The 17,956-nt window shown below is 68.8% G+C and carries 12 protein-coding genes and 1 riboswitch; of the genes, 5 read left to right on the top strand and 7 right to left on the bottom strand.

What is annotated here, in order from left to right:
• Positions 1-48: 48 nt before the first annotated feature.
• The 5 genes from thiC to LHU95_RS07130 form a co-directional block, all read right to left on the bottom strand.
• On the bottom strand, positions 49-1,854 hold the full coding sequence (gene thiC / locus LHU95_RS07150) for a phosphomethylpyrimidine synthase ThiC (RefSeq protein ID WP_248710676.1): 1,806 nt from the start codon (positions 1,852-1,854) through the stop codon (positions 49-51).
• Positions 1,855-1,909: 55 nt separating this feature from the next.
• Positions 1,910-2,020, bottom strand: a riboswitch (TPP riboswitch).
• Positions 2,021-2,046: 26 nt separating this feature from the next.
• Positions 2,047-2,733 (bottom strand): SDR family NAD(P)-dependent oxidoreductase, encoded by a 687-nt coding sequence (locus LHU95_RS07145; RefSeq protein ID WP_248710675.1) that lies wholly within the window; start codon positions 2,731-2,733, stop codon positions 2,047-2,049.
• Entirely contained in the window at positions 2,726-4,390 is a 1,665-nt protein-coding gene (locus LHU95_RS07140) for a hydantoinase B/oxoprolinase family protein (RefSeq protein ID WP_248710674.1), read from the bottom strand. Before LHU95_RS07140 ends, LHU95_RS07145 begins: the two co-directional genes overlap by 8 nt.
• A 52-nt stretch (positions 4,391-4,442) precedes the next feature.
• Positions 4,443-6,560, bottom strand: a complete 2,118-nt coding sequence (locus LHU95_RS07135) for a hydantoinase/oxoprolinase family protein (RefSeq protein WP_248710673.1) — start codon at positions 6,558-6,560, stop codon at positions 4,443-4,445.
• Positions 6,557-7,345 (bottom strand): SDR family oxidoreductase, encoded by a 789-nt coding sequence (locus LHU95_RS07130; RefSeq protein WP_248710672.1) that lies wholly within the window; start codon positions 7,343-7,345, stop codon positions 6,557-6,559. Before LHU95_RS07130 ends, LHU95_RS07135 begins: the two co-directional genes overlap by 4 nt.
• 115 nt (positions 7,346-7,460) lie before the next feature.
• Here LHU95_RS07130 and LHU95_RS07125 point away from each other — a divergent pair, with 115 nt between their 5' ends.
• The gene (locus LHU95_RS07125) at positions 7,461-8,432 is read left to right on the top strand and encodes a D-glycerate dehydrogenase (RefSeq protein ID WP_248710671.1); all 972 of its coding nucleotides are present in this window, start codon (positions 7,461-7,463) and stop codon (positions 8,430-8,432) included.
• A 338-nt stretch (positions 8,433-8,770) separates the two neighbouring features.
• Here the strand turns inward: LHU95_RS07125 and LHU95_RS23345 are convergent, their stop codons facing one another.
• Positions 8,771-11,032 carry a methyl-accepting chemotaxis protein gene (locus tag LHU95_RS23345; protein WP_283094294.1) on the bottom strand — a complete coding sequence of 754 codons (2,262 nt, stop codon included), beginning with the start codon at positions 11,030-11,032 and terminating at the stop codon, positions 8,771-8,773.
• Positions 11,033-11,208: 176 nt separating this feature from the next.
• Between LHU95_RS23345 and LHU95_RS07115 the strand changes: the two genes are divergently transcribed.
• The 4 genes from LHU95_RS07115 to LHU95_RS07100 all read left to right on the top strand — a co-directional run bounded on the left by LHU95_RS07115 (position 11,209) and on the right by LHU95_RS07100 (position 15,785).
• Positions 11,209-11,844 (top strand): flavin reductase family protein, encoded by a 636-nt coding sequence (locus LHU95_RS07115; protein ID WP_248710670.1) that lies wholly within the window; start codon positions 11,209-11,211, stop codon positions 11,842-11,844.
• Positions 11,845-11,902: 58 nt separating this feature from the next.
• The gene (locus tag LHU95_RS07110) at positions 11,903-13,564 is read left to right on the top strand and encodes an iron ABC transporter permease (RefSeq protein ID WP_248710669.1); all 1,662 of its coding nucleotides are present in this window, start codon (positions 11,903-11,905) and stop codon (positions 13,562-13,564) included.
• Positions 13,565-13,632: 68 nt separating this feature from the next.
• Entirely contained in the window at positions 13,633-15,222 is a 1,590-nt protein-coding gene (locus LHU95_RS07105; RefSeq protein ID WP_248710668.1) for a cisplatin damage response ATP-dependent DNA ligase, read from the top strand.
• 113 nt (positions 15,223-15,335) lie between these two features.
• Positions 15,336-15,785, top strand: coding sequence for a Rid family detoxifying hydrolase (locus LHU95_RS07100; protein ID WP_248710667.1), 450 nt, complete (start codon positions 15,336-15,338; stop codon positions 15,783-15,785).
• 126 nt (positions 15,786-15,911) lie between these two features.
• Here the strand turns inward: LHU95_RS07100 and LHU95_RS07095 are convergent, their stop codons facing one another.
• The gene (locus LHU95_RS07095; RefSeq protein WP_248710666.1) at positions 15,912-17,909 is read right to left on the bottom strand and encodes a DUF4139 domain-containing protein; all 1,998 of its coding nucleotides are present in this window, start codon (positions 17,907-17,909) and stop codon (positions 15,912-15,914) included.
• Between the last annotated feature and the right edge of the window lie 47 nt (positions 17,910-17,956).

The following is a 17,956-nucleotide window of genomic DNA, read 5'->3' as shown; positions in this document are numbered from 1 at the left end:
GGCAAAGGACTTGTCCTTTGCAATCCGCGCTACTGAGGCCAGGGCGCGCTACTCGCCCGCCGGGACTGGGGGCAGGTAGATCTGGCCGCCATTGCTGCGGAAATCCTGGCTCTTTTGCGCCATCGCCGCCTCCCGCACCTCCTGGCTGATTTTCATCGAGCAGAATTTCGGCCCGCACATCGAGCAGAAATGCGCGAGCTTGGCGCCCTCGGCAGGCAGGGTCTGGTCGTGGAATTTCTCGGCCGTCTCGGGGTCCAGGCCCAGGTTGAACTGATCCCGCCAGCGAAATTCGAAGCGCGCACGGGAGAGCGCGTCATCGCGCAATTGCGCCGCCGGATGCCCCTTGGCCAAATCCGCCGCATGCGCCGCGATCTTGTAGGTGATCACACCCGTCTTCACGTCATCACGATCCGGCAGGCCCAGATGTTCCTTGGGTGTGACGTAGCAAAGCATGGCGCAGCCGAACCAGCCGATCATCGCCGCACCAATGCCGCTCGTGATGTGGTCATAACCCGGCGCGATATCGGTCGTGAGTGGCCCGAGCGTGTAGAAGGGCGCCTCGCCGCAGGCCTTGAGCTGCTTTTCCATGTTCACCTTGATCTTGTGCATCGGCACATGGCCGGGGCCCTCGATCATCACCTGCACATCCTGCTTCCAGGCGACCTGGGTGAGCTCGCCCAGCGTCTCCAGCTCGGCGAATTGCGCGGCATCATTGGCGTCGGCGATGGAGCCGGGGCGCAAGCCATCCCCCAACGAGAAGGACACGTCATAGGCGCGCATGATCTCGCAAATTTCGGAAAAATGCTCGTAGAGGAAGCTCTCCTTGTGATGCGAGAGGCACCACTTCGCCATGATGGAACCGCCGCGTGACACGATCCCCGTCACCCGCTCCGCCGTCAGTGGCACATAGGCCAGGCGCACCCCGGCATGGATGGTGAAGTAGTCCACCCCCTGCTCGGCCTGCTCGATCAGCGTGTCGCGGAAGATCTCCCAGGTGAGCTCCTCGGCGCGGCCCTCCACCTTCTCCAGCGCCTGGTAGATCGGCACGGTGCCGATGGGCACGGGCGAGTTGCGAAGGATCCATTCGCGTGTGGTGTGGATGTTCCGTCCGGTGCTGAGGTCCATCACATTGTCGGCGCCCCAGCGGATGGCCCAGACGAGCTTGTCCACTTCCTCCGCGACGGACGAGGACACCGCGGAATTGCCGATATTGGCGTTGATCTTCACCAGGAAGTTGCGGCCGATGATCATCGGCTCGCTCTCGGGGTGGTTGATGTTCGCGGGGATGATGGCGCGGCCGCGGGCAATCTCGCTGCGCACGAATTCCGGCGTGACATGATCCGGGATTTCCGCGCCGAAGCTCTGCCCATCGCGCGGCTTGCCCAGGCCGGCGGCGCGGCCAAGATTCTCGCGGATGGCGACGTATTCCATCTCGGGCGTGATGATGCCGGCCCGCGCATAGGCCAACTGCGTGACGGCGCGGCCCGGCTTGGCCCGCAGCGGCATGCGCCCAGCGCGATCGAACAACGGAACGCGCCGCGCTTCGCCGGGCTTGAGGCCGTCATCCTCGGGCTTCTGCGCACGGCCCGCGATGGCCTCCACATCGCCACGCGCCGTGATCCAGTCTTGCCGATGCGGGGCCAGGCCACGGCCGATATCGGTCCGCACCGCGGCATCGGTATAGGGGCCGGAGGTGTCATAGACGCGCAAAGGCGGCTCCCCGCCCGAGACGGAGATCTGCCGCATGGCGACGCGGATTCCGGGATGGATCTGTCCCGCCACATGGATTTTCTGGCTGGCGGGCAAGGGACCCGTGGTGATGGCGGGGTGTTGCGGTGGCAGATTGTCAGGCATTTTTGATCTCCCTCGAAAAATTACACGAAGGAAGGTGACGCCCAAGCCTCGAAAACCGGCGCCCTTTGCCCATCCCTTCGCCGGCATGACCCGGATCAGGTTCGAAGGGTCACCGCGTCGCTCGCGGAATCTCAGCCCTGCGGAAGGGGCTCCCCTTGGATGGGTGGATGCTGCGTCAGCCGGCGCGGCTTGTCAAAACTTCTCGACCCAGGGGCGCAAGGCCATCTCGCTGCTCCAGGCCGAGCGCGGCTGCGCCAGCACATGCAGATAGGCATCGGCGATGGCGTCCGGGTCGAGCAGCGAATCAGCCCCTGGCGCGGCCACGCGCGTGGCCGAGGCGATGCCGCCATCAATCACGAAATGGCAGATATGGATGTTCTTGGGGTGCAACTCCCGCGCCATGCTCTCGGCGAGGCCGCGCAGCGCGAATTTGCCCATGGCGAAGGGGGCTGATTCCGGAAAGCCCTTCACCCCGGCCGAGGCGCCGGTGAAGAAGATGGTGCCGCGCCCCGCCGCCAACATGCGGCTGGCCGCCTGTTGCGCGGCCAGGAAAGCCCCGAAGGCGCAGACTTCCAGCGTGCGGCGCACCTGCTCGGGGTCGAGGGAGGCCACCGGGCCGCGCACACGGAAGCTCGGGTTATAGATCACCAGGGATGGCGTCCGCCCCGCCGCGTCCAACCCGGCAAACAGCGCCGCTACACCCTCGACATCGGCTGCATCGCAGGCGTGCAGCGTGGCACGAGTTTCAGTGGCGAGTGGTGCCAGCTTATCCGTGTTGCGCGCGGCCAGCGCCAAATCCCAGCCAGCGGCAGAGAGCTTGCGCGCGAGCGAAGCCGAGAGGCCTGAGCCGGCGCCGATGATGAGGGCCGTCTCAGTCATGCCCATAAAGGCGCTTAGCCTCCGCAGCACTCACCAGCCCATCCGCCACGTCACGCGCGACCAGCGCGGGGTCACGCTCCTTCGGGTCGCCCATGCCGCCGCCACCGGGCAGCAGCAGCAGCAAATGCCGCCCCTTCGGGATCACCTGGAAGCCCTTGGTGCGCAGCACCGTGCCATTCGCATCATCCAGCCCGACCCAGCCACCAGCGCCCATGCCGCCGCCGAAGCGGCCCTTGGGTGGGTTGGCCACGCGGTCAAAGATCGCGTTCACGGCAAATTCCGCGTTCTTCTTCGCGCCGATCTCCATGATCTGCCCGAAGCCGCCGCGCGTGCGGCCAGCGCCTGCGGAATCCGGGCGCAACTCCTTCCGCCAGAAGATCACGGGCGCCACGTTTTCCGTGGCTTCCACCGGCATGGTCCGCACGCCCGAGGGGAAGGCGATGCCGTCCAGCCCATCCTTCGTCGGGCGCGCGCCGGTGCCGCCGGAATTGAAGGTGATGATCTCGAAATCCTCCACCTCCGCCTCCTGGCCGCTCACCTGGGAACCACCGCGCAAGGGCGGGTTCCACAGGGCCGAGGAGCCTTCGGCATTCACCCGGTCCGGCACGGCCTGGCCGAGGCAGCCCATCATCAGATCCGGAATCAACTGCCCGATGACGTGCCGCACACTGACCGGATAGGGCCGTGGCGCGTTGAGGATGCAGCCTTCGGGAATCTCCATCCGGAACGGCAGAAGGCTCGCCCAGTTATTGGGGATTTCCGGCGCGATCACGCATTTCAGGCCAAAGCAGGCATAGGCGCGGCAATAGGCCGGCGGCACATTGATGCCGCGCGTGGAAAGCCCACTCGTGCCGGCGAAATCCACGATGATCTCCCCCGCCTCGGCCCGCAGCGCGGCATGCAGCGTGACCGGCGCCTCATAGCCATCCGAGCGGATTTCGGAATGCCAGATGACGCCCTGCGGCAGCTTCGCGATCTCGGCCTTGGTGGCCGCCATGCTGCTGTCGAAGATGAAGGCGGCGAGGTCGTCCAGCGCCTCCATCCGGTATTCATCCATCATCTCGACCAGGCGCTTGGCGCCCGCGTCGTTGCAGGCACAAAGCGAGTAGATATCGCCTTCCAGCTCCACCGGCGTGCGGGAACCCACGCGGATAAAGTCGAAAAAGGTCTCGTTCGGCACGCCCTGGTCGAAGCATTTGACGATGGGGATGTAGAGCCCTTCCTCAAACACCGAGCGCCCCTCGGGCCCCATGCCGAGCCCGCCGATATCAATGATATGCGCGGTATTGGCGAAGAGGCCGACGATCTTGCCGCCGCGGAAGGCGGGGCTGACGACGGTGAGGTCATGCAGGTGGCCGGTGGCGAGCCAGGGGTCATTGGTGATGTAGTGATCACCCCGCTTCATCGTATGGGCCGGGAATTTCTTGAGGAAATGCCCCACCGCCTCCGCCATGGAATTCACATGGCCCGGCGTGCCGGTGACGGCCTGCGCCATCATCCGCCCTTCGAGGTCGAAGACCCCGGCCGAAAGATCACCCGCCTCGCGCACCGTGGTGCTGAAGGCGGTGCGGATCATGGTCTGCGCCTGCTCCTCGACCACCGCGATGAGGCGGTTCCATTGGATCTGGCGCTGGATTTTCTCGAGTGCGGCGTTCATGCCAATTCCCCCGATCGCTGAAGCGAGCAACGGAAGCTTGAATCGGTGAACATCAACTTTCTCCCCGCGTCAGTTCCAGATACCCCAGCCCATCCATCCGGCAGGTCCAGCCTGGCCCCACCAGCGTGCTCGTCTCATCCTCTGCGATGATGCAGGGCCCCGGCACTTCGGCCCCCGGCGCCATCTGCGTGCGGTCATAGACCTGCCAGGTGGCCACCACGCCGGTTGCCGTATCGCGCACCTGCTGCGCACGGATTGGCTGGGGCGGGGCCGCATTTGCCACCTCGGCCGCCGCCTGGACGGCATCCACCACAGTCGCCACGGTGACGGCGAAGCTCAGCACCTCGACATCGCTGCCCGGCACCGGGCGGTCATAGAAGCGCGTATACTCCGCATCATAGGCGGCGCGGATTTCGGCGATATCCGCTTCCAGCAGCGGGCGCACCGGCAGCGCCACGGCAATCTCATGCCCCTGGCCCACATAGCGCATATAGCCGATGCGGTGCTCCACCGTGGGCGCGCCGAAGCTGCCCTCGGCCACCACCGTCATGGCCTCGGCGCTCATCGCCGCCAGCAGCGTGTTCACGCTCGCCACATCGAAGCTCGCGAAACGCGTGTAGAGGCTCTTGACCACCTCATACCCCACGGGCGCGCGGAGGAAGCCGATGGCCGACCCCACACCCGCGCCGGACGGCACCAGCAGCTTCTTCACGCCGATCTTCTCGGCCACGCGATAGCCATGCACGGGTCCGCCGCCGCCAAAGGCGATGATGGCGCGGCCCTCATAGGATTTCGCACTCTCGATGGCATGGACACGCGCCGCATTGGCCATGTTTTCATCCACCATCTCGACCACGCCGAGTGCGGCCATGCCGGCTTCGAGGCCCAGCCCCTTGCCCACATGCTCGACCAGCGCGGCCTCGGCCGGCGCGGTCTTCAGCGGGAAGTTGCCGCCCGCGAAGGCCGCCGCGTCATAGCGGCCGAGTGTCAAATTCGCGTCCGTCACGGCGGGCTTGGTGCCGCCGCGCCCGTAGCAGGCCGGCCCCGGATCGGCGCCCGCGGATTCCGGCCCCACCTGGATGCGCCCCATGCTGTCCAGATGGGCCAGCGAACCGCCGCCCGCGCCGATTTCCACCATCTCGATCACGGGGATGCGCAGCGGCAATCCGGAGCCCTTGCGGAAGCGGCCCACGCGCGCAACCTCGAAGGTGCGGCTCGCCTGGGGCGCGAAATCGTCAATCAGGCACACCTTGGCCGTGGTGCCGCCCATGTCGAAGCTCAGCACCTTCGACCAGCCGCGCTGCTTGGCCACATGCGCCGAGAAAATCGCACCACCGGCCGGCCCGCTTTCCACCAGGCGGATCGGGAAGCGGGACGCCGTCTCGATGGTGGTCAGCCCGCCGCCCGAGAGCATCAGGAACAGTGGGCAGGTCATCCCGCCACCGCGCAAGCCAGCCTCAAGCCGCGCCAGGTAGCTTGCCATCAAAGGCTGCACATAAGCATTGGCGACGGTGGTGGAAAACCGCTCCCACTCACGCATCTCGGGGCTGACTTCGCTGCTCAGCGAGATCGGCAACTCCGGCCATTCGGCGCGGATGATCTCGGCCGCGCGCCGCTCATGCACCGGGTTCACGAAGCCGTGGATGAAGCCGATGGCCAGGCTCTCAATCCCCTCCGATTTCAGGAATGGCACCCAGCCGCGCACCGCATCCTCATCCAGCGGCACCAGGACCTGGCCGGTATTGTCCAGCCGCTCCGCGACGGGCAGGCGCCAGCGGCGCGGCACCAAAGGCTGCGGCAATTCGATGTTCAGGTCATACTGGTCGTAGCGGCTCTCATTGCCGAGGGCCAAGACGTCGCGGAAGCCCTCGGTCGTGATCAGCGCGGTCGGCGCGCCCTTGCGCTCGATCAGCGCATTGGTGGCCAGCGTGGTGCCATGGATCAGCAGCGTGATGTCACTGGCCTGCATGCCGGCACGCGCCAGCACGGCCTTCACGCCCTCCAGTACGCCCAGTTCCGGCGCGTGCGGCGTGGTGAGGACCTTCACCGTCCAGCGCTGGACCTGGTCCTCGCCCGTGGTCGCCTCGATCGCGACATCGGTGAAGGTGCCGCCGATATCAACGGCGAGGCGTGCGTTGCTGACGCTGCTCGGCCGATCGGACGCGGTCACCACCCCCGCACCATCCCGCCATCGGTGCGCATGATGCTGCCCGTGATGTAGGCGGCCTGCTCGCTGCACAGGAAGGCCACCAGCGGGCCGTATTCGCTGGGCAGGCCGTAGCGGCCGGCCGGGATGGTCTTGCTGCGCTCGGCGATCACGTCATCCACGCTCTTGCCCTGGCGCTTGGCGAGGCTCGATGCCGTCTCCAGGCTGCGGTCGGTGCGGATGGCGCCGGGGGCGACGATGTTGCAGGTGATCCCCTCATGCGCCACCTCGGCCGAGAGGGTCTTCATCCACCCCATGATGCTGGCGCGCAGCGTGTTGCTCAGCACCATGTTGGGCAGCGGCTGCAGCATGCCCGTGCTGCCCACATTGATGATGCGGCCATATTTCTGCGCGCGCATCGCCGGCAGCAGCCGGTTGGTGATCCGCACGGGCGAGAGGACGATGGACTGGAACCAGGTGGTCAGCAGCGCTTCCGTCACTTCCAGCGCCGGCCCGGGCGGCGGGCCGCCGTGATTCTGGATCAGGATGTCCACGCCCCCCATGGCCGCCACCGCGCCATCGGCCAGGGCATCCATCTGCTCACCCTGGGAGACATCGGCCGGGATGCCGACGCAGGAGGCGGCACCCAGCGCCACCAGAGCCTTCGCCGCCACATCCAGGCTCGCCTGGTCACGCCCGCTGATGACCAGCGCGGCTCCCTCCGCCGCCAGCGCATCCGCGATCGAACGCCCCAGGCCCTTCGAGGCCCCCATCACCAGCGCGCGCTTGCCCTTGAGCCCGAGATTCATCGTCCACTTCCCTTGGAAAAACCTGCCTCGACCCTGCCGCGCCGCGCCCCCTCTGGCAAGCCGGCCCGGGGTCGTTATGTTGCAGTTGCTCCAAGCGAATGACCAGGAAACGAACATGTCCAAGCCCGTGCTGCTCCTCACCCGCAAGCTGCCCGCAGCCATCGAGGCCCGCGCCGCGCGTGACTATGATGTGCGGCTGAACCCCGATGACGCCCCCTGGTTCCGCGATGGCGCCGAGATCGCCCGCCGCGCGGCCGGCGCCGCCGGCATTCTCTGCGCCGCCGGGGACCCGCTGAACGCCGCCACCATCGCGGCCCTGCCGGCTTCGGTGAAGTGCATCGCCACCTTCAGCGTGGGCTATGACCATCTGGATGTCGCGGCCGCCAAGGCGCGCGGCATCACCTGCACCAACACGCCCGAGGTGCTGAGCTTCGCCACCGCCGAAACCGCCATGACCCTCATGCTCATGGCCGCCCGCCGCGCCGGCGAGGGCGAGCGCATGGTGCGCGCCGGCAAGTGGGAAGGCTGGGCGCCGACGCAGCTCATGGGTGTCACGCTGGAGGGCAAGAAGCTCGGCATTCTCGGCATGGGCCGCATCGGGCGTGAACTCGCCGCCATGGCGCGCGGCTTCCGCATGGAGATCCATTACCGCGACATCAACCGCCTGCCGCCCGAGCTGGAACTGGGCGCCATCTATCACGATGATGACGACAGGTTCCTGGCGACGATTGACGTGATCTCCATGCATGTCCCGGGCGGCGATGCCACCCGCAAATGGCTGAACGCCAAGCGTCTGGCGAAGATGAAGCCGGGCCACCTCGTGGTGAATTCCGGCCGCGGCGGCAGCGTGGATGATGCGGCACTCGTCGCCTCGCTCACCACCGGGCATACGCGCGCCGCGGGCCTCGATGTCTATGATGGCGAGCCTGTGGTCTTCCCCGGCTATTTCGGCCTGGAGAATGTCGCCCTCCTGCCGCATCTGGGCTCCGCCACCATCGAGGTGCGGGATGCGATGGGCCATCGCGCGCTGGAGAATCTCGATGCGGTGCTGATCCACGGGAAGCCCGCGCCGCACGCCATCGGCTGAGACAGGGTTCGGGCTGTGGGCGGCGAAGGCGGCACGAGAGGCATTCGCGCCAGCGAGGCGCCGGGCTTGCCGGTGCTGGTTACATCGGCAAGTCCATCAACACGGCGAGGGCGGAATACACCAGCACCGGAAAAGCCGCGCCAGGGCTGCCTCCTGACGCGCCGGCTCCCGCGCCGCGACCAGGGGCGCATGCACCTCGCGCGGCGCGCGAATACGCCCATGACCGGGCGATCCAGTTCGCGGGCCTGACGCATCGGCTGGATGAAGCCGCCGCGCACGGCTGCCGTATCGTCTCCCTGCGCGAGCATTGGAGCCGCATCCTCCCCAGCCGCTGAACCTCAGCTTGCCCGCACCTGCTTGAGGAAGTCGGTGGATTTCTCGCGCAGCATCCCGGCCTGACGCGCCAGGTCATTCGATGCCTCCAACACCTCCCCCGCCGAACGGCCTGTCTGCCCGGAGGCCACGCGCACATCGTTGATCCGGCGCGTCACAGCGCCCGTGCCCTCCGCCACCAGGGCCGCGCTGCGGGCAATTTCCCGCGTGGCCGCCCCCTGCTCCTCGACGGCGGCGGCAATCGCCGTCGTGACTTCGTTCATCCGCTCGATGGTGGCGGTGATGGATTGCAGCGCGGCCACCGCCTGGCCGGTGCTGCCCTGGATGCCGCCGATCTGGGCGGCGATCTCCTCGGTGGCTTTCGCGGTTTGCGCGGCCAGGTTCTTCACCTCGCTCGCCACTACGGCGAAGCCCTTGCCGGCATCGCCCGCCCGCGCGGCCTCAATGGTGGCGTTGAGCGCCAGCAGATTCGTCTGGCCCGCGATGTCGCTGATCAGCCGGACCACGTCGCCGATCCGGGTGGCGGCCTGGGCCAGGCCCTGCACCGTGCCATCCGTGGCCCGCGCCGCATCGGCGGCGGAGCGCGCCACCTCCGCCCCTTCGGCCACCTGCCGCGTGATCTCCGCGACACTGGCGGCGAGTTCCTCGGCACTGGCGGCCACCGCCTGCACATCGGCCCCCGCCCGGCCCGAGGCCTCGGCCACGGCATCCGCCTCCCGCCCCGAGGTCGCGGCCGAGCCGGAGAGCGCATGGGCGGATTGCTGCATCTGCCCGGCGGCGGCGGCCACCGCATCCACCACGCCGCCCATCTCCTGCTCGAAATTGTCGGCAAGCTTGGCCTGCGCCGTCACCAGGTTCCAGACCAGCATGGGCGCCACATATTCGCCCGCGCGGTCACGAATGGCGGTGATGCTGAGGTCCAGCACCTCGCCGCCCGTGGTGATGCGGGTCCGGTGCGGCAGGCGCGACGGGTCGGAGAGCATGTTGCGCTGGTGCGAAGGATGCTTGTGGAAGATGTCGATGCTCTGGCCCAGCATCTCATCGGCCTTGACCGGCAGCACATGCTCGATGCGCTTGATGAGGCGATGCGTCTCAGGATTCATGTAGCTGATCCGGAACTCGTTCTTCGGGTCGGCGATCATCACGCCCGCGGGCATCTGTTCCAGCATCTGCTGGCGCGCAAAGGCCTGCTCCACCTCGCCCCGCAGTTCCTCCAGGGCCACCGCGATCTGGCCGATCTCATCGCGCCGGTCCTGTTCCGGCACGGCCTGCGCCGTATCGCCACCCGCGATGCGCCGCACCGAACCCGCGATCCGGCGCAGGGGCAGGCCGATGGCACGCGCGGTCAGCCAGCCGGAGACGACCAGCATCAGCGCCACCACGGCGCCGATGATCAGCACGCTGCGCTCCATCCCCACCATGGCGGCGGCGGCCGAGGCGGCATTGGCCTGGGCCCCGGCTTCCAGCGCGGAGTTCGCGGCACTCAGGGCAGCCAGGCTGCGCTCCCGGGCGGGCGTGTTGCGCGTGTTGCGGATCTCATGGACGCGCGCACCCAGCGCCATCACCGCTTCCGCCTGCTCCGCCAGATTCTGGCCGGCGCCAGCCAGGCGCTCCATATCGGGCCGGACCGGGGCCGGCGCCGCCGCGGCCAGGCGGCGGGCATGCACGCGGCTCTGCGCGGCCGCGCGGCGCACCCGCGCCGCGGCCGAGGCATCATCCGTCGCGAGATAGCGCTGGATGCTCATCCGCACCTCATTGATGGCCTGGACATAGGTGGTCATGACATCCCGCAATTCGTCGCGCGCATCGCCCTCGACGCCGAAATGCAGACCGGCATTGGCCGCCTCCAGCGCCTGGTCGAACTCCGCGAAGCGGGGAAAGAAATCGGCGTCGCGCTTCTGGATCAGCTCGCGGCGCGCGGCGACGACAGCCAGCATGGAGGCACGATATTCCGCGAATTCGCGGATGGTGGTCTCCAGCGGCTGGATCGCCGCCGGGGCCGTGGCCAGGCTGCGCGCCTGCTCCAGGTGGCGCAGCGCCTCGGCCAGGCTGCGTTCCATCACCACGGCCTCGCCTTGCAGGCGCTCGGGCTGATTGGCCAGCAGCACGCCGCGCTGGGCATTGTTCGCGTCCATCATGAGGTGCGCGGCCTCGTAGGAGGCAAGGCGCGCTGCGGCGGCACGGCGCTCGGCCGCCTGCTCGGCCGCCACCTGCGCGTTTTCCCGGCTGACCAGGGCGACAAGTCCGCCCAGGAGAATCAGGGCCACGCCGGCGCTTAGCGCAAGCTTTCGGCCAACCGACAAATCACGAACGAAACGCATGGGGTGGATTCTCCTTGTCGCCGCCACCCTGCCCGCGTGCCCGTTAAGGCCGGGTGAATCCCCCCTCGACAGAAGCCCGCCCCACCCGCAATTTGCGCCCATAACCCATGAGGCCGCGCCCGATGTTCTTCGATTTCGAAACCCTTCCCGCCAGTGACCGCTACAAGCTGGTGGTCTCCACCGTCGTGCCGCGCCCCATCGCCTGGGTGGTGACGCAGGATGCGGCGGGGGTCGTGAATGCGGCGCCCTATTCCTTCTTCAACGCCTTTTCCGACGACCCGGTGGTGATCGGCATCGGCTGCGGGCCGAAGCCCTCGGGCTCGGCCAAGGACACGCTGGCCAATATCAAGGCACTCGGCCAGTTCGTGGTGTGCCTGGTGCCGCAATCCCACCTGCCGCACATGAACATCACCGCCACCGATTTCGGCCCCGAGGTGGATGAACTGGAGGAGGCGAAGCTGACGAAGATCCCCTCCAGCAAGATCAAGGTGCCGCGCATCGGCGAAAGCCCGGTGGCGCTGGAATGCGAGACCTTCCAGCTGGTCCCGGTGGGCCATCACACCATCGTCCTGGGCCGCGTGCTGGCCATGCATGTGCGCGATGATGCGGTGATGGATGTGGACAAGAAATACATCGATACCCCCAAGCTCGACCTCGTCGGCCGCATGCATGGGCGCGGCTGGTATGCCCGCACCACGGACCGGATCGAGGTGCCGCGCATCACCCTCGCGGAATGGGAAGCCGGCAAGAAGGGCTGACCAGCCCGCGGCTTTGGTGTAGAGCTGCGCCGCAAATGAGAATGCGTCGCAACTCACCATGAGCGCCATCGCCGAGCCGGCCCTGACACAACGCGCCCCGCCCAGCCGCCGCCCCGTCTGGGCGCGGCTGACACTCGGCGTGGCCGCGCTGATCCTGCTGCCCATCGCCGCCGTGCTGGCCGCCGCCATCACCCCCCCGGGGGAGGTCTGGCTGCATATCTGGCGCACCTCCCTGCCCGAGATGCTCGGCACCACGGCCGCACTTGCCCTGCTGGTGGCCGTGATGGCGGGCAGCGCCGGCGCCATCACCGCCTGGCTGGTCACCGCCTGCGAGTTTCGCGGCCGCGCCTTCCTCCAGGTGGCGCTGCTGCTGCCGCTGGCCATGCCCGCCTATGTCAGCGGCTATGCCTGGACCTGGCTGATGGATGTGGCGGGGCCGCTGCAATCCTCGCTGCGGGGCGCCACGGGCTGGCGCTTCGGCGCCTACTGGTTCCCCGAGATGCGCAGCCTGCAGGGCGCGGCCCTGGTGCTGGCCATGGTGCTCTACCCTTATGTCTATCTGTTGTGCCGCGCGGCCTTCCTCGCGCAATCCACCTGCCTGGTAGAGGTCTCGCGCACGCTGGGCCATTCCCTCTCGCGCTGCTTCTGGCATGTGGCGCTGCCCCTGGCGCGCCCGGCGCTGGTGGCGGGGCTGGCGCTCGTGCTGATGGAGACGCTGGCCGATTTCGGCACGGTGCAGCATTTCGGCCTGCGCACCTTCACCACCGGTATTTATGAGGCCTGGTTCGGCATGGCCGATCGGGGGGCGGCCAGCCAATTGGCCGCCGCCCTGCTGCTCTGCGTCGGGCTGCTGCTGGCCCTGGAACAGGCCAGCCGCGGCGGGCGGCGCTTCCACCCGATGACGACGCGCCACGCCCCCTTCCGCCCGGTGGAGCTGCGCGGCGCCAAGGCGGCGCTGGCCATCCTGGCCTGCACAGCGCCCCTGCTGCTGGGCTTCGTCATTCCGGGCGGCGCGCTGCTCGTCCTGATGATCGAAGCGGGCGACCCACTTTCGCCCGGCCGCTTCCTGCCCTTCCTGACCCATTCGCTGACCCTGGCCGCCATCACGGCCCTTTTGGCCGTACTGATCGCCGCCTGGCTCGCCTGGGCCGCGCGGCTTTATCCGAGTGTCACGGGCCGCTGGGCCAATCGGGCGGCGGGGCTGGGCTATGCCGTGCCGGGCTCGGTGATCGCGGTCGGCACGCTGGTGCCCTTCGGCCTGTTCGACAATGCGCTGGATGCCTGGCTGCGATCGAGCTTCGGTGTCAGTTCCGGGCTGTTGCTCTCGGGCACGGTGGCGGCGTTGATCTTTGCCTATCTGGTGCGCTTCCTGGGTGTCGCGCTCTCCTCCGTTGAAAGCGGCCTCGCGCGGCTCAAGCCGAGCTTCCAATCCGCCGCCCGCTCGCTGGGCTGCGGGCCTGGCGAGGCGGTGTGGCGGGTGGAACTGCCACTCTCACGCGGGGCGCTGCTGACGGCGGGCATCCTGGTCTTCGTGGATACCATGAAGGAATTGCCGGCCACGCTCATCGTGCGCCCCTTTGATTTCGATACGCTGGCCGTGCGCGTCTACAACCTCGCTTCCGATGAACGCCTGGCCGAGGCCAGCACCTCGGCCCTGCTCATCGTGCTGGCCGGCCTCCTGCCGGTTTACGCGCTGACGCGTGCGATGAAGCGCAGTTGAGCATGGCGGACGCAAAGCGCCGGCGGGCCAGGACGACTCCCGCGCTCAAACGGCGCTAAACTGCGCCGATGAGCCTTCCTGCCTTTGCCGAATTGCTAGAGCGCCTGGTGTTCACGCCGGGCCGCCTGGGGAAAATCGCGCTGCTGCGCCAATGGTTCGCCGCCCAGCCGGACCCCGATCGCGGCATCGGACTCGCGGCCCTGGCGGGGGAATTGGTGTTCCGGACGGCCAAGCCCGGCCTGCTGCGCGAACTCATCGCCACGCGCACCGACCCCACGCTGTTTGCGCTGAGCTATGATTATGTGGGTGACCTGGCGGAAACCATCGCGCTGCTCTGGCCCGAGGCTTCGGGCAGCGATGCCGCCCTCAACCCAAAACCCCCGGGCTTGGCCGAGGTGATCGAAACGCTGGAGACGGCACCCAGGTCAGCCCTGCCGCAGATCATCACCGCCTGGCTGGATGCGCTGGATTCCGGCGCGCGGCTGGCGCTGATCAAGCTCATCACCGGCGGCCTGCGCGTCGGCGCCTCGGGCCGCCTCGCCCGGACGGCCCTGGCCGAATGGGCCCATGTGGATGTGAGCGAGATCGAGGAGGTGTGGCACGGCGTGGCACCCCCCTATGTGCCGCTCTTTGCCTGGCTGGAGGGCCGCGGGCCGCGGCCTGATCCCAATGGCGCGCCGGTCTTCCGCCCGCTGATGCTGGCCCATCCGCTGGAGGATGCGGATTACGCCCGGCTGCACGCGCCCGATTGGCGGGCCGAGTGGAAATGGGATGGCATTCGCGTGCAACTCACGGCGGGGCCTGGCGGGGCCAGACTCTGGTCCCGCTCGGGCGAGGATATCTCCGCCGGGTTTCCCGAAATCCTGGAGGCGATGCGCTTCCACGGCGTCGCCGATGGGGAGTTGCTGGTGGTGCGCGAGGGCGAGGTGGCACCCTTCGGCGACCTCCAGCAGCGGCTGAACCGCAAGAGCGTGACGGCGAAGCTGCAGCGCGACCATCCGGCGCATGTCCGCCTCTATGACCTGCTGTTTGAGGGCGAGGAGGATCTGCGCCCCCTGCCCTTCGACGCGCGCCGCGCCCGGCTGGAGGCGTGGCACGCGCGCGAGGCGCCGGCGCGCATGGACCTCTCGCCGCTCATCGCCTTCGCCAGCATGGAGGAACTCGCCGAGATCCGCGCCGGCACGCGCGCCGCTTCGATCGAGGGGCTGATGCTGAAGCGTGGCGACAGCGTCTATTCCCCTGGCCGCATCAAGGGGCCCTGGTGGAAATGGAAGCGCGACCCGCTGAATGTGGATGCGGTGCTGATGTATGCGCAACGCGGCCATGGGAAGCGCAGCAGCTTCTATTCGGACTACACCTTCGGCCTCTGGCGGGGGGAGGAGCTTGTGCCCATCGGCAAGGCCTATTCCGGCTACACGGATGCGGAGCTGGCCTTCCTCGACAAATGGATCCGCGACCACACCACCGCCCGCTTCGGACCCGTGCGCGAGGTGGAAAAGGCCCTGGTGCTGGAGGTGGAGTTCGACGCCGCGCAATACTCGCCCCGCCACAAATCCGGCGTGGCACTGCGCTTCCCCCGCATCGCGCGGCTGCGGCGCGACAAGCCGGCGGCCGAGGCGGACCGGCTGGAAACGCTGGAGGCCATGATCAAGCGCTGAAGCATGTTGACGCCGCGCGGCTTCGCTTCCGGCGAGGCGCCTCCAGGCAGAAGCGGATTGCGGAAGCGAAGAAGATGTCCGTAAGCTTACCGGCCCGCCATGGAGAGCCCCGCATGACAGCCCGCCTCGCCCTGCTTCTGCTTGCCCTTGCCACGCCCGCCCTGGTGCAGCCTGCGCGGAGCCAGCCACAGGTGATTTCCACGCCGGATTCACCCGCCGCCATCGGCCCCTACAGCCAGGCCCTGCGCGTCGGCAACACGCTTTACCTCGCCGGGCAGATCGCGCTGGACCCGGCCACCAACCAGATGATCTCCGACCGCAGTATCGAGGCCGAGACGCGCCGCGTGCTGGACAATCTGAAAGCCGTGGTCGAGGCCGCCGGCTTCCGCATGAGCGACATCGTCACCACCACGGTCTTCATGGCCGATCTCAATGAATTCGCGCGAATGAACGCCGTCTACGCGACCTATTTCCCGACCAATCCACCCGCCCGGGCCACCGTCCAGGCCGGCCGGCTGCCGCGCGATGCGAAGGTGGAAATCGTCGGGATCGCGGCGCGGTAGCCTGCCGGCGCCGGGGCGGAACGCTGCCCCGTTCACGGCCGCCCGCCAGCATCACGTCGGGCAGTTCCATTCATCGCGCCCCTGCGGTGCCGGCCAGGCGGAGCCGCTTCCCGCGGCGCTGCCGCATCACCGCATCACCACCTTCTGCGCCGCCGCGCGCCAGGCGGTCCATGCCTGATCCGCGGCCGTGCCGGCCCGCTCCACCGCCAGGGATGCCGCGTTCAGCGCGCCTGCCGCGCGCTCCTTTTCGGCGCCGCTGCGGTCCTCCAGCGCCTGGCGGGCGCGGGCCAGATTGGCTTCCGCCGTGGCATAGGTGCGGGCCACGCCACGGAATTCATCCATCAGGCGCCGCGCCTCGGTGAAATCGGCCACCAGGGCAGTGAGTTCGGCCCGCCCCGTCGCCTCCGGCGGAAGCTGGCCGAGCACCAGCCGCAAGGCTTCCAGCCGGTCATTGCCGCCCGGCAGCCGCGCTGTGTCCCGCTCCAGATTCAGCTCCCGCCAGAGCGGCGGCAGCGGCTCGGGCAGGGCCGTGTCCCAGAGCGGGATCTGCTGCGTCTGCATCCGCTCCCACGCGTAGTCCAGGCGCGTCGGTGCGGCATCGAGCACGGCCTCCACGCGCAGGCCGAAATCGCCCTCGCCGATGGGCGTGAAGCGCGGCGTCTCGCCCCGCCGCGCCGGCAGGTCGAGCACCATGCGCCCACGCGCGGCGCCGGGCTCCACAGCGAGGCTGACCTGATGCACGAGGCGCTGCGTCACCAGCACCAGGCCGCGCCGCAGCACCACGCCGGTGGGTGCGGCCGTGCCGGCCTGGGATGCGGTGAATTGCACCCCGGTATCCCGCGCGAAGGCGAGCAGCCGTGTCTCGCCCGGCGGCATGCCGCGGATTTCCGCATCGCCCAGGAAGCCGCCCGCCTCCGCCCCCGCGCTGCCATAGATGGTGGCGAGGCCGCCGGGCAGCACATGCGGCGTCTCATTGCGCAGCCGCACCGCCTGCAAGGGATAGCGCCCCTCCAGCCCCTGCACCCACCAGACGCGCTCCGCCGCCAGGCGCAGATCGAGGAAGGGAAGGTTGGCCGTCTCGCCCGAGCGGATGCTCACCGGCTCGCTCAGGGTGAAGGCGACACGGCCGAGGGAGACGCCGGCGCTCGCCTGGGTGGCGGGTGGCGGCGCTTCCATCGCCGCCGCGCCTCCCGCCGCCCGGCTGGCCAGCATGGCGGGTGCCGGGGCGGGCATGGGCACGGGGGGCGGCGGTGCGGGCCGCGCGCCGGTATCGGCGCGGGCGGTGACGGGCGCGCTGCCCTCCACCGGCAATTCGCGCCGCGGCAGCAGGATGGGCGCGTAGAGCCGCTGGCGGAAGGCCGCCGCCTCGCCCGAGACGAGGGAGAGGCTGACATGGTTCCAATCCGCCCCGGTGCGGTTCTCCACCACGGCCCAGCCCATCAGCCGCGCCTCGCCCGGCATGCCGAAGCCTGGAACGCTGAGCCGCCAGGAGGGCTTCCACAGCGGCGCGCCGGCGACGTAGGTCAACGTCACCTCCCGCTCCGCCGCGGCACCCGGGCGCAGCGCCACCGCGATCTGCCGCGTATCGGCCGAGCGCGTCTGCGCCAGCGCTTCCGCCGCGCGGGCCAGGCGCTGGGCGAGATCCCCATCGAGCGGGCGCACCTCATCCTGGTCGCGCAGGGTCACGCTGCGCAGGCCGGATGCAGTCAGCAGGGAAAGGCGGAGAAAGCCGTTCACCTCGCTCGCATCCGCGATGCGTCCCTGCACGGCGCCGGCCTGCACGCGCTGCCCTCGCAAGGCGTTGAGCAGGCTGACACGGCTGGCGAAATCCTCGGGGCGCAGGGGCAGGCCGCGAAACGCCTCGGCCGCCAGGTCCTGCGCGGGAAGCCGCACGCCCTCCAGCCGCCCGGCCGGGTCGGCGATGATGAGCGAGCGCAGGATGTCATCCACATCCTCCAGCGGCACCCGGAAGGTGAGGCCCGCCGCATCGGCCGGAACGCCCCCGCCCCGCTCAATCTGCGCGAGGCCGGCCGAGGAGAGCGTCACCCCCCGCACCGGCAGCTCCTGCGCGGCCAGCGGGGTGGTCATCAGCAGCCAGGCTGCGAGGCAGAGGCGGGCTTTCATGGCAGCGTCCTTCTTGCTGGCGCACAGCATCGGCGATCCGCGGGGCG

Source organism: Sediminicoccus sp. KRV36, from assembly GCF_023243115.1.
In the GTDB taxonomy this organism is placed as follows: Bacteria; Pseudomonadota; Alphaproteobacteria; order Acetobacterales; family Acetobacteraceae; genus Roseococcus.
Note: the sequence above shows the minus strand (reverse complement) of the source record. Positions and strands in the feature narration are given on the sequence as shown.

What these genes read in the sequence shown, in the direction of transcription:
- LHU95_RS07100 (WP_248710667.1), top strand. Translation starts at nt 15,336, where the DNA reads ATGACAGCCCGCCTCGCCCTGCTTCTGCTTGCCCTTGCCACGCCCGCC.
- LHU95_RS07110 (WP_248710669.1), top strand. Translation starts at nt 11,903, where the DNA reads ATGAGCGCCATCGCCGAGCCGGCCCTGACACAACGCGCCCCGCCCAGC.
- LHU95_RS07105 (WP_248710668.1), top strand. Translation starts at nt 13,633, where the DNA reads ATGAGCCTTCCTGCCTTTGCCGAATTGCTAGAGCGCCTGGTGTTCACG.
- LHU95_RS07115 (WP_248710670.1), top strand. Translation starts at nt 11,209, where the DNA reads ATGTTCTTCGATTTCGAAACCCTTCCCGCCAGTGACCGCTACAAGCTG.
- LHU95_RS07095 (WP_248710666.1), bottom strand. Translation starts at nt 17,909, where the DNA reads ATGAAAGCCCGCCTCTGCCTCGCAGCCTGGCTGCTGATGACCACCCCG.
- LHU95_RS07145 (WP_248710675.1), bottom strand. Translation starts at nt 2,733, where the DNA reads ATGACTGAGACGGCCCTCATCATCGGCGCCGGCTCAGGCCTCTCGGCT.
- thiC (WP_248710676.1), bottom strand. Translation starts at nt 1,854, where the DNA reads ATGCCTGACAATCTGCCACCGCAACACCCCGCCATCACCACGGGTCCC.
- LHU95_RS07125 (WP_248710671.1), top strand. Translation starts at nt 7,461, where the DNA reads ATGTCCAAGCCCGTGCTGCTCCTCACCCGCAAGCTGCCCGCAGCCATC.
- LHU95_RS07130 (WP_248710672.1), bottom strand. Translation starts at nt 7,345, where the DNA reads ATGAATCTCGGGCTCAAGGGCAAGCGCGCGCTGGTGATGGGGGCCTCG.
- LHU95_RS07140 (WP_248710674.1), bottom strand. Translation starts at nt 4,390, where the DNA reads ATGAACGCCGCACTCGAGAAAATCCAGCGCCAGATCCAATGGAACCGC.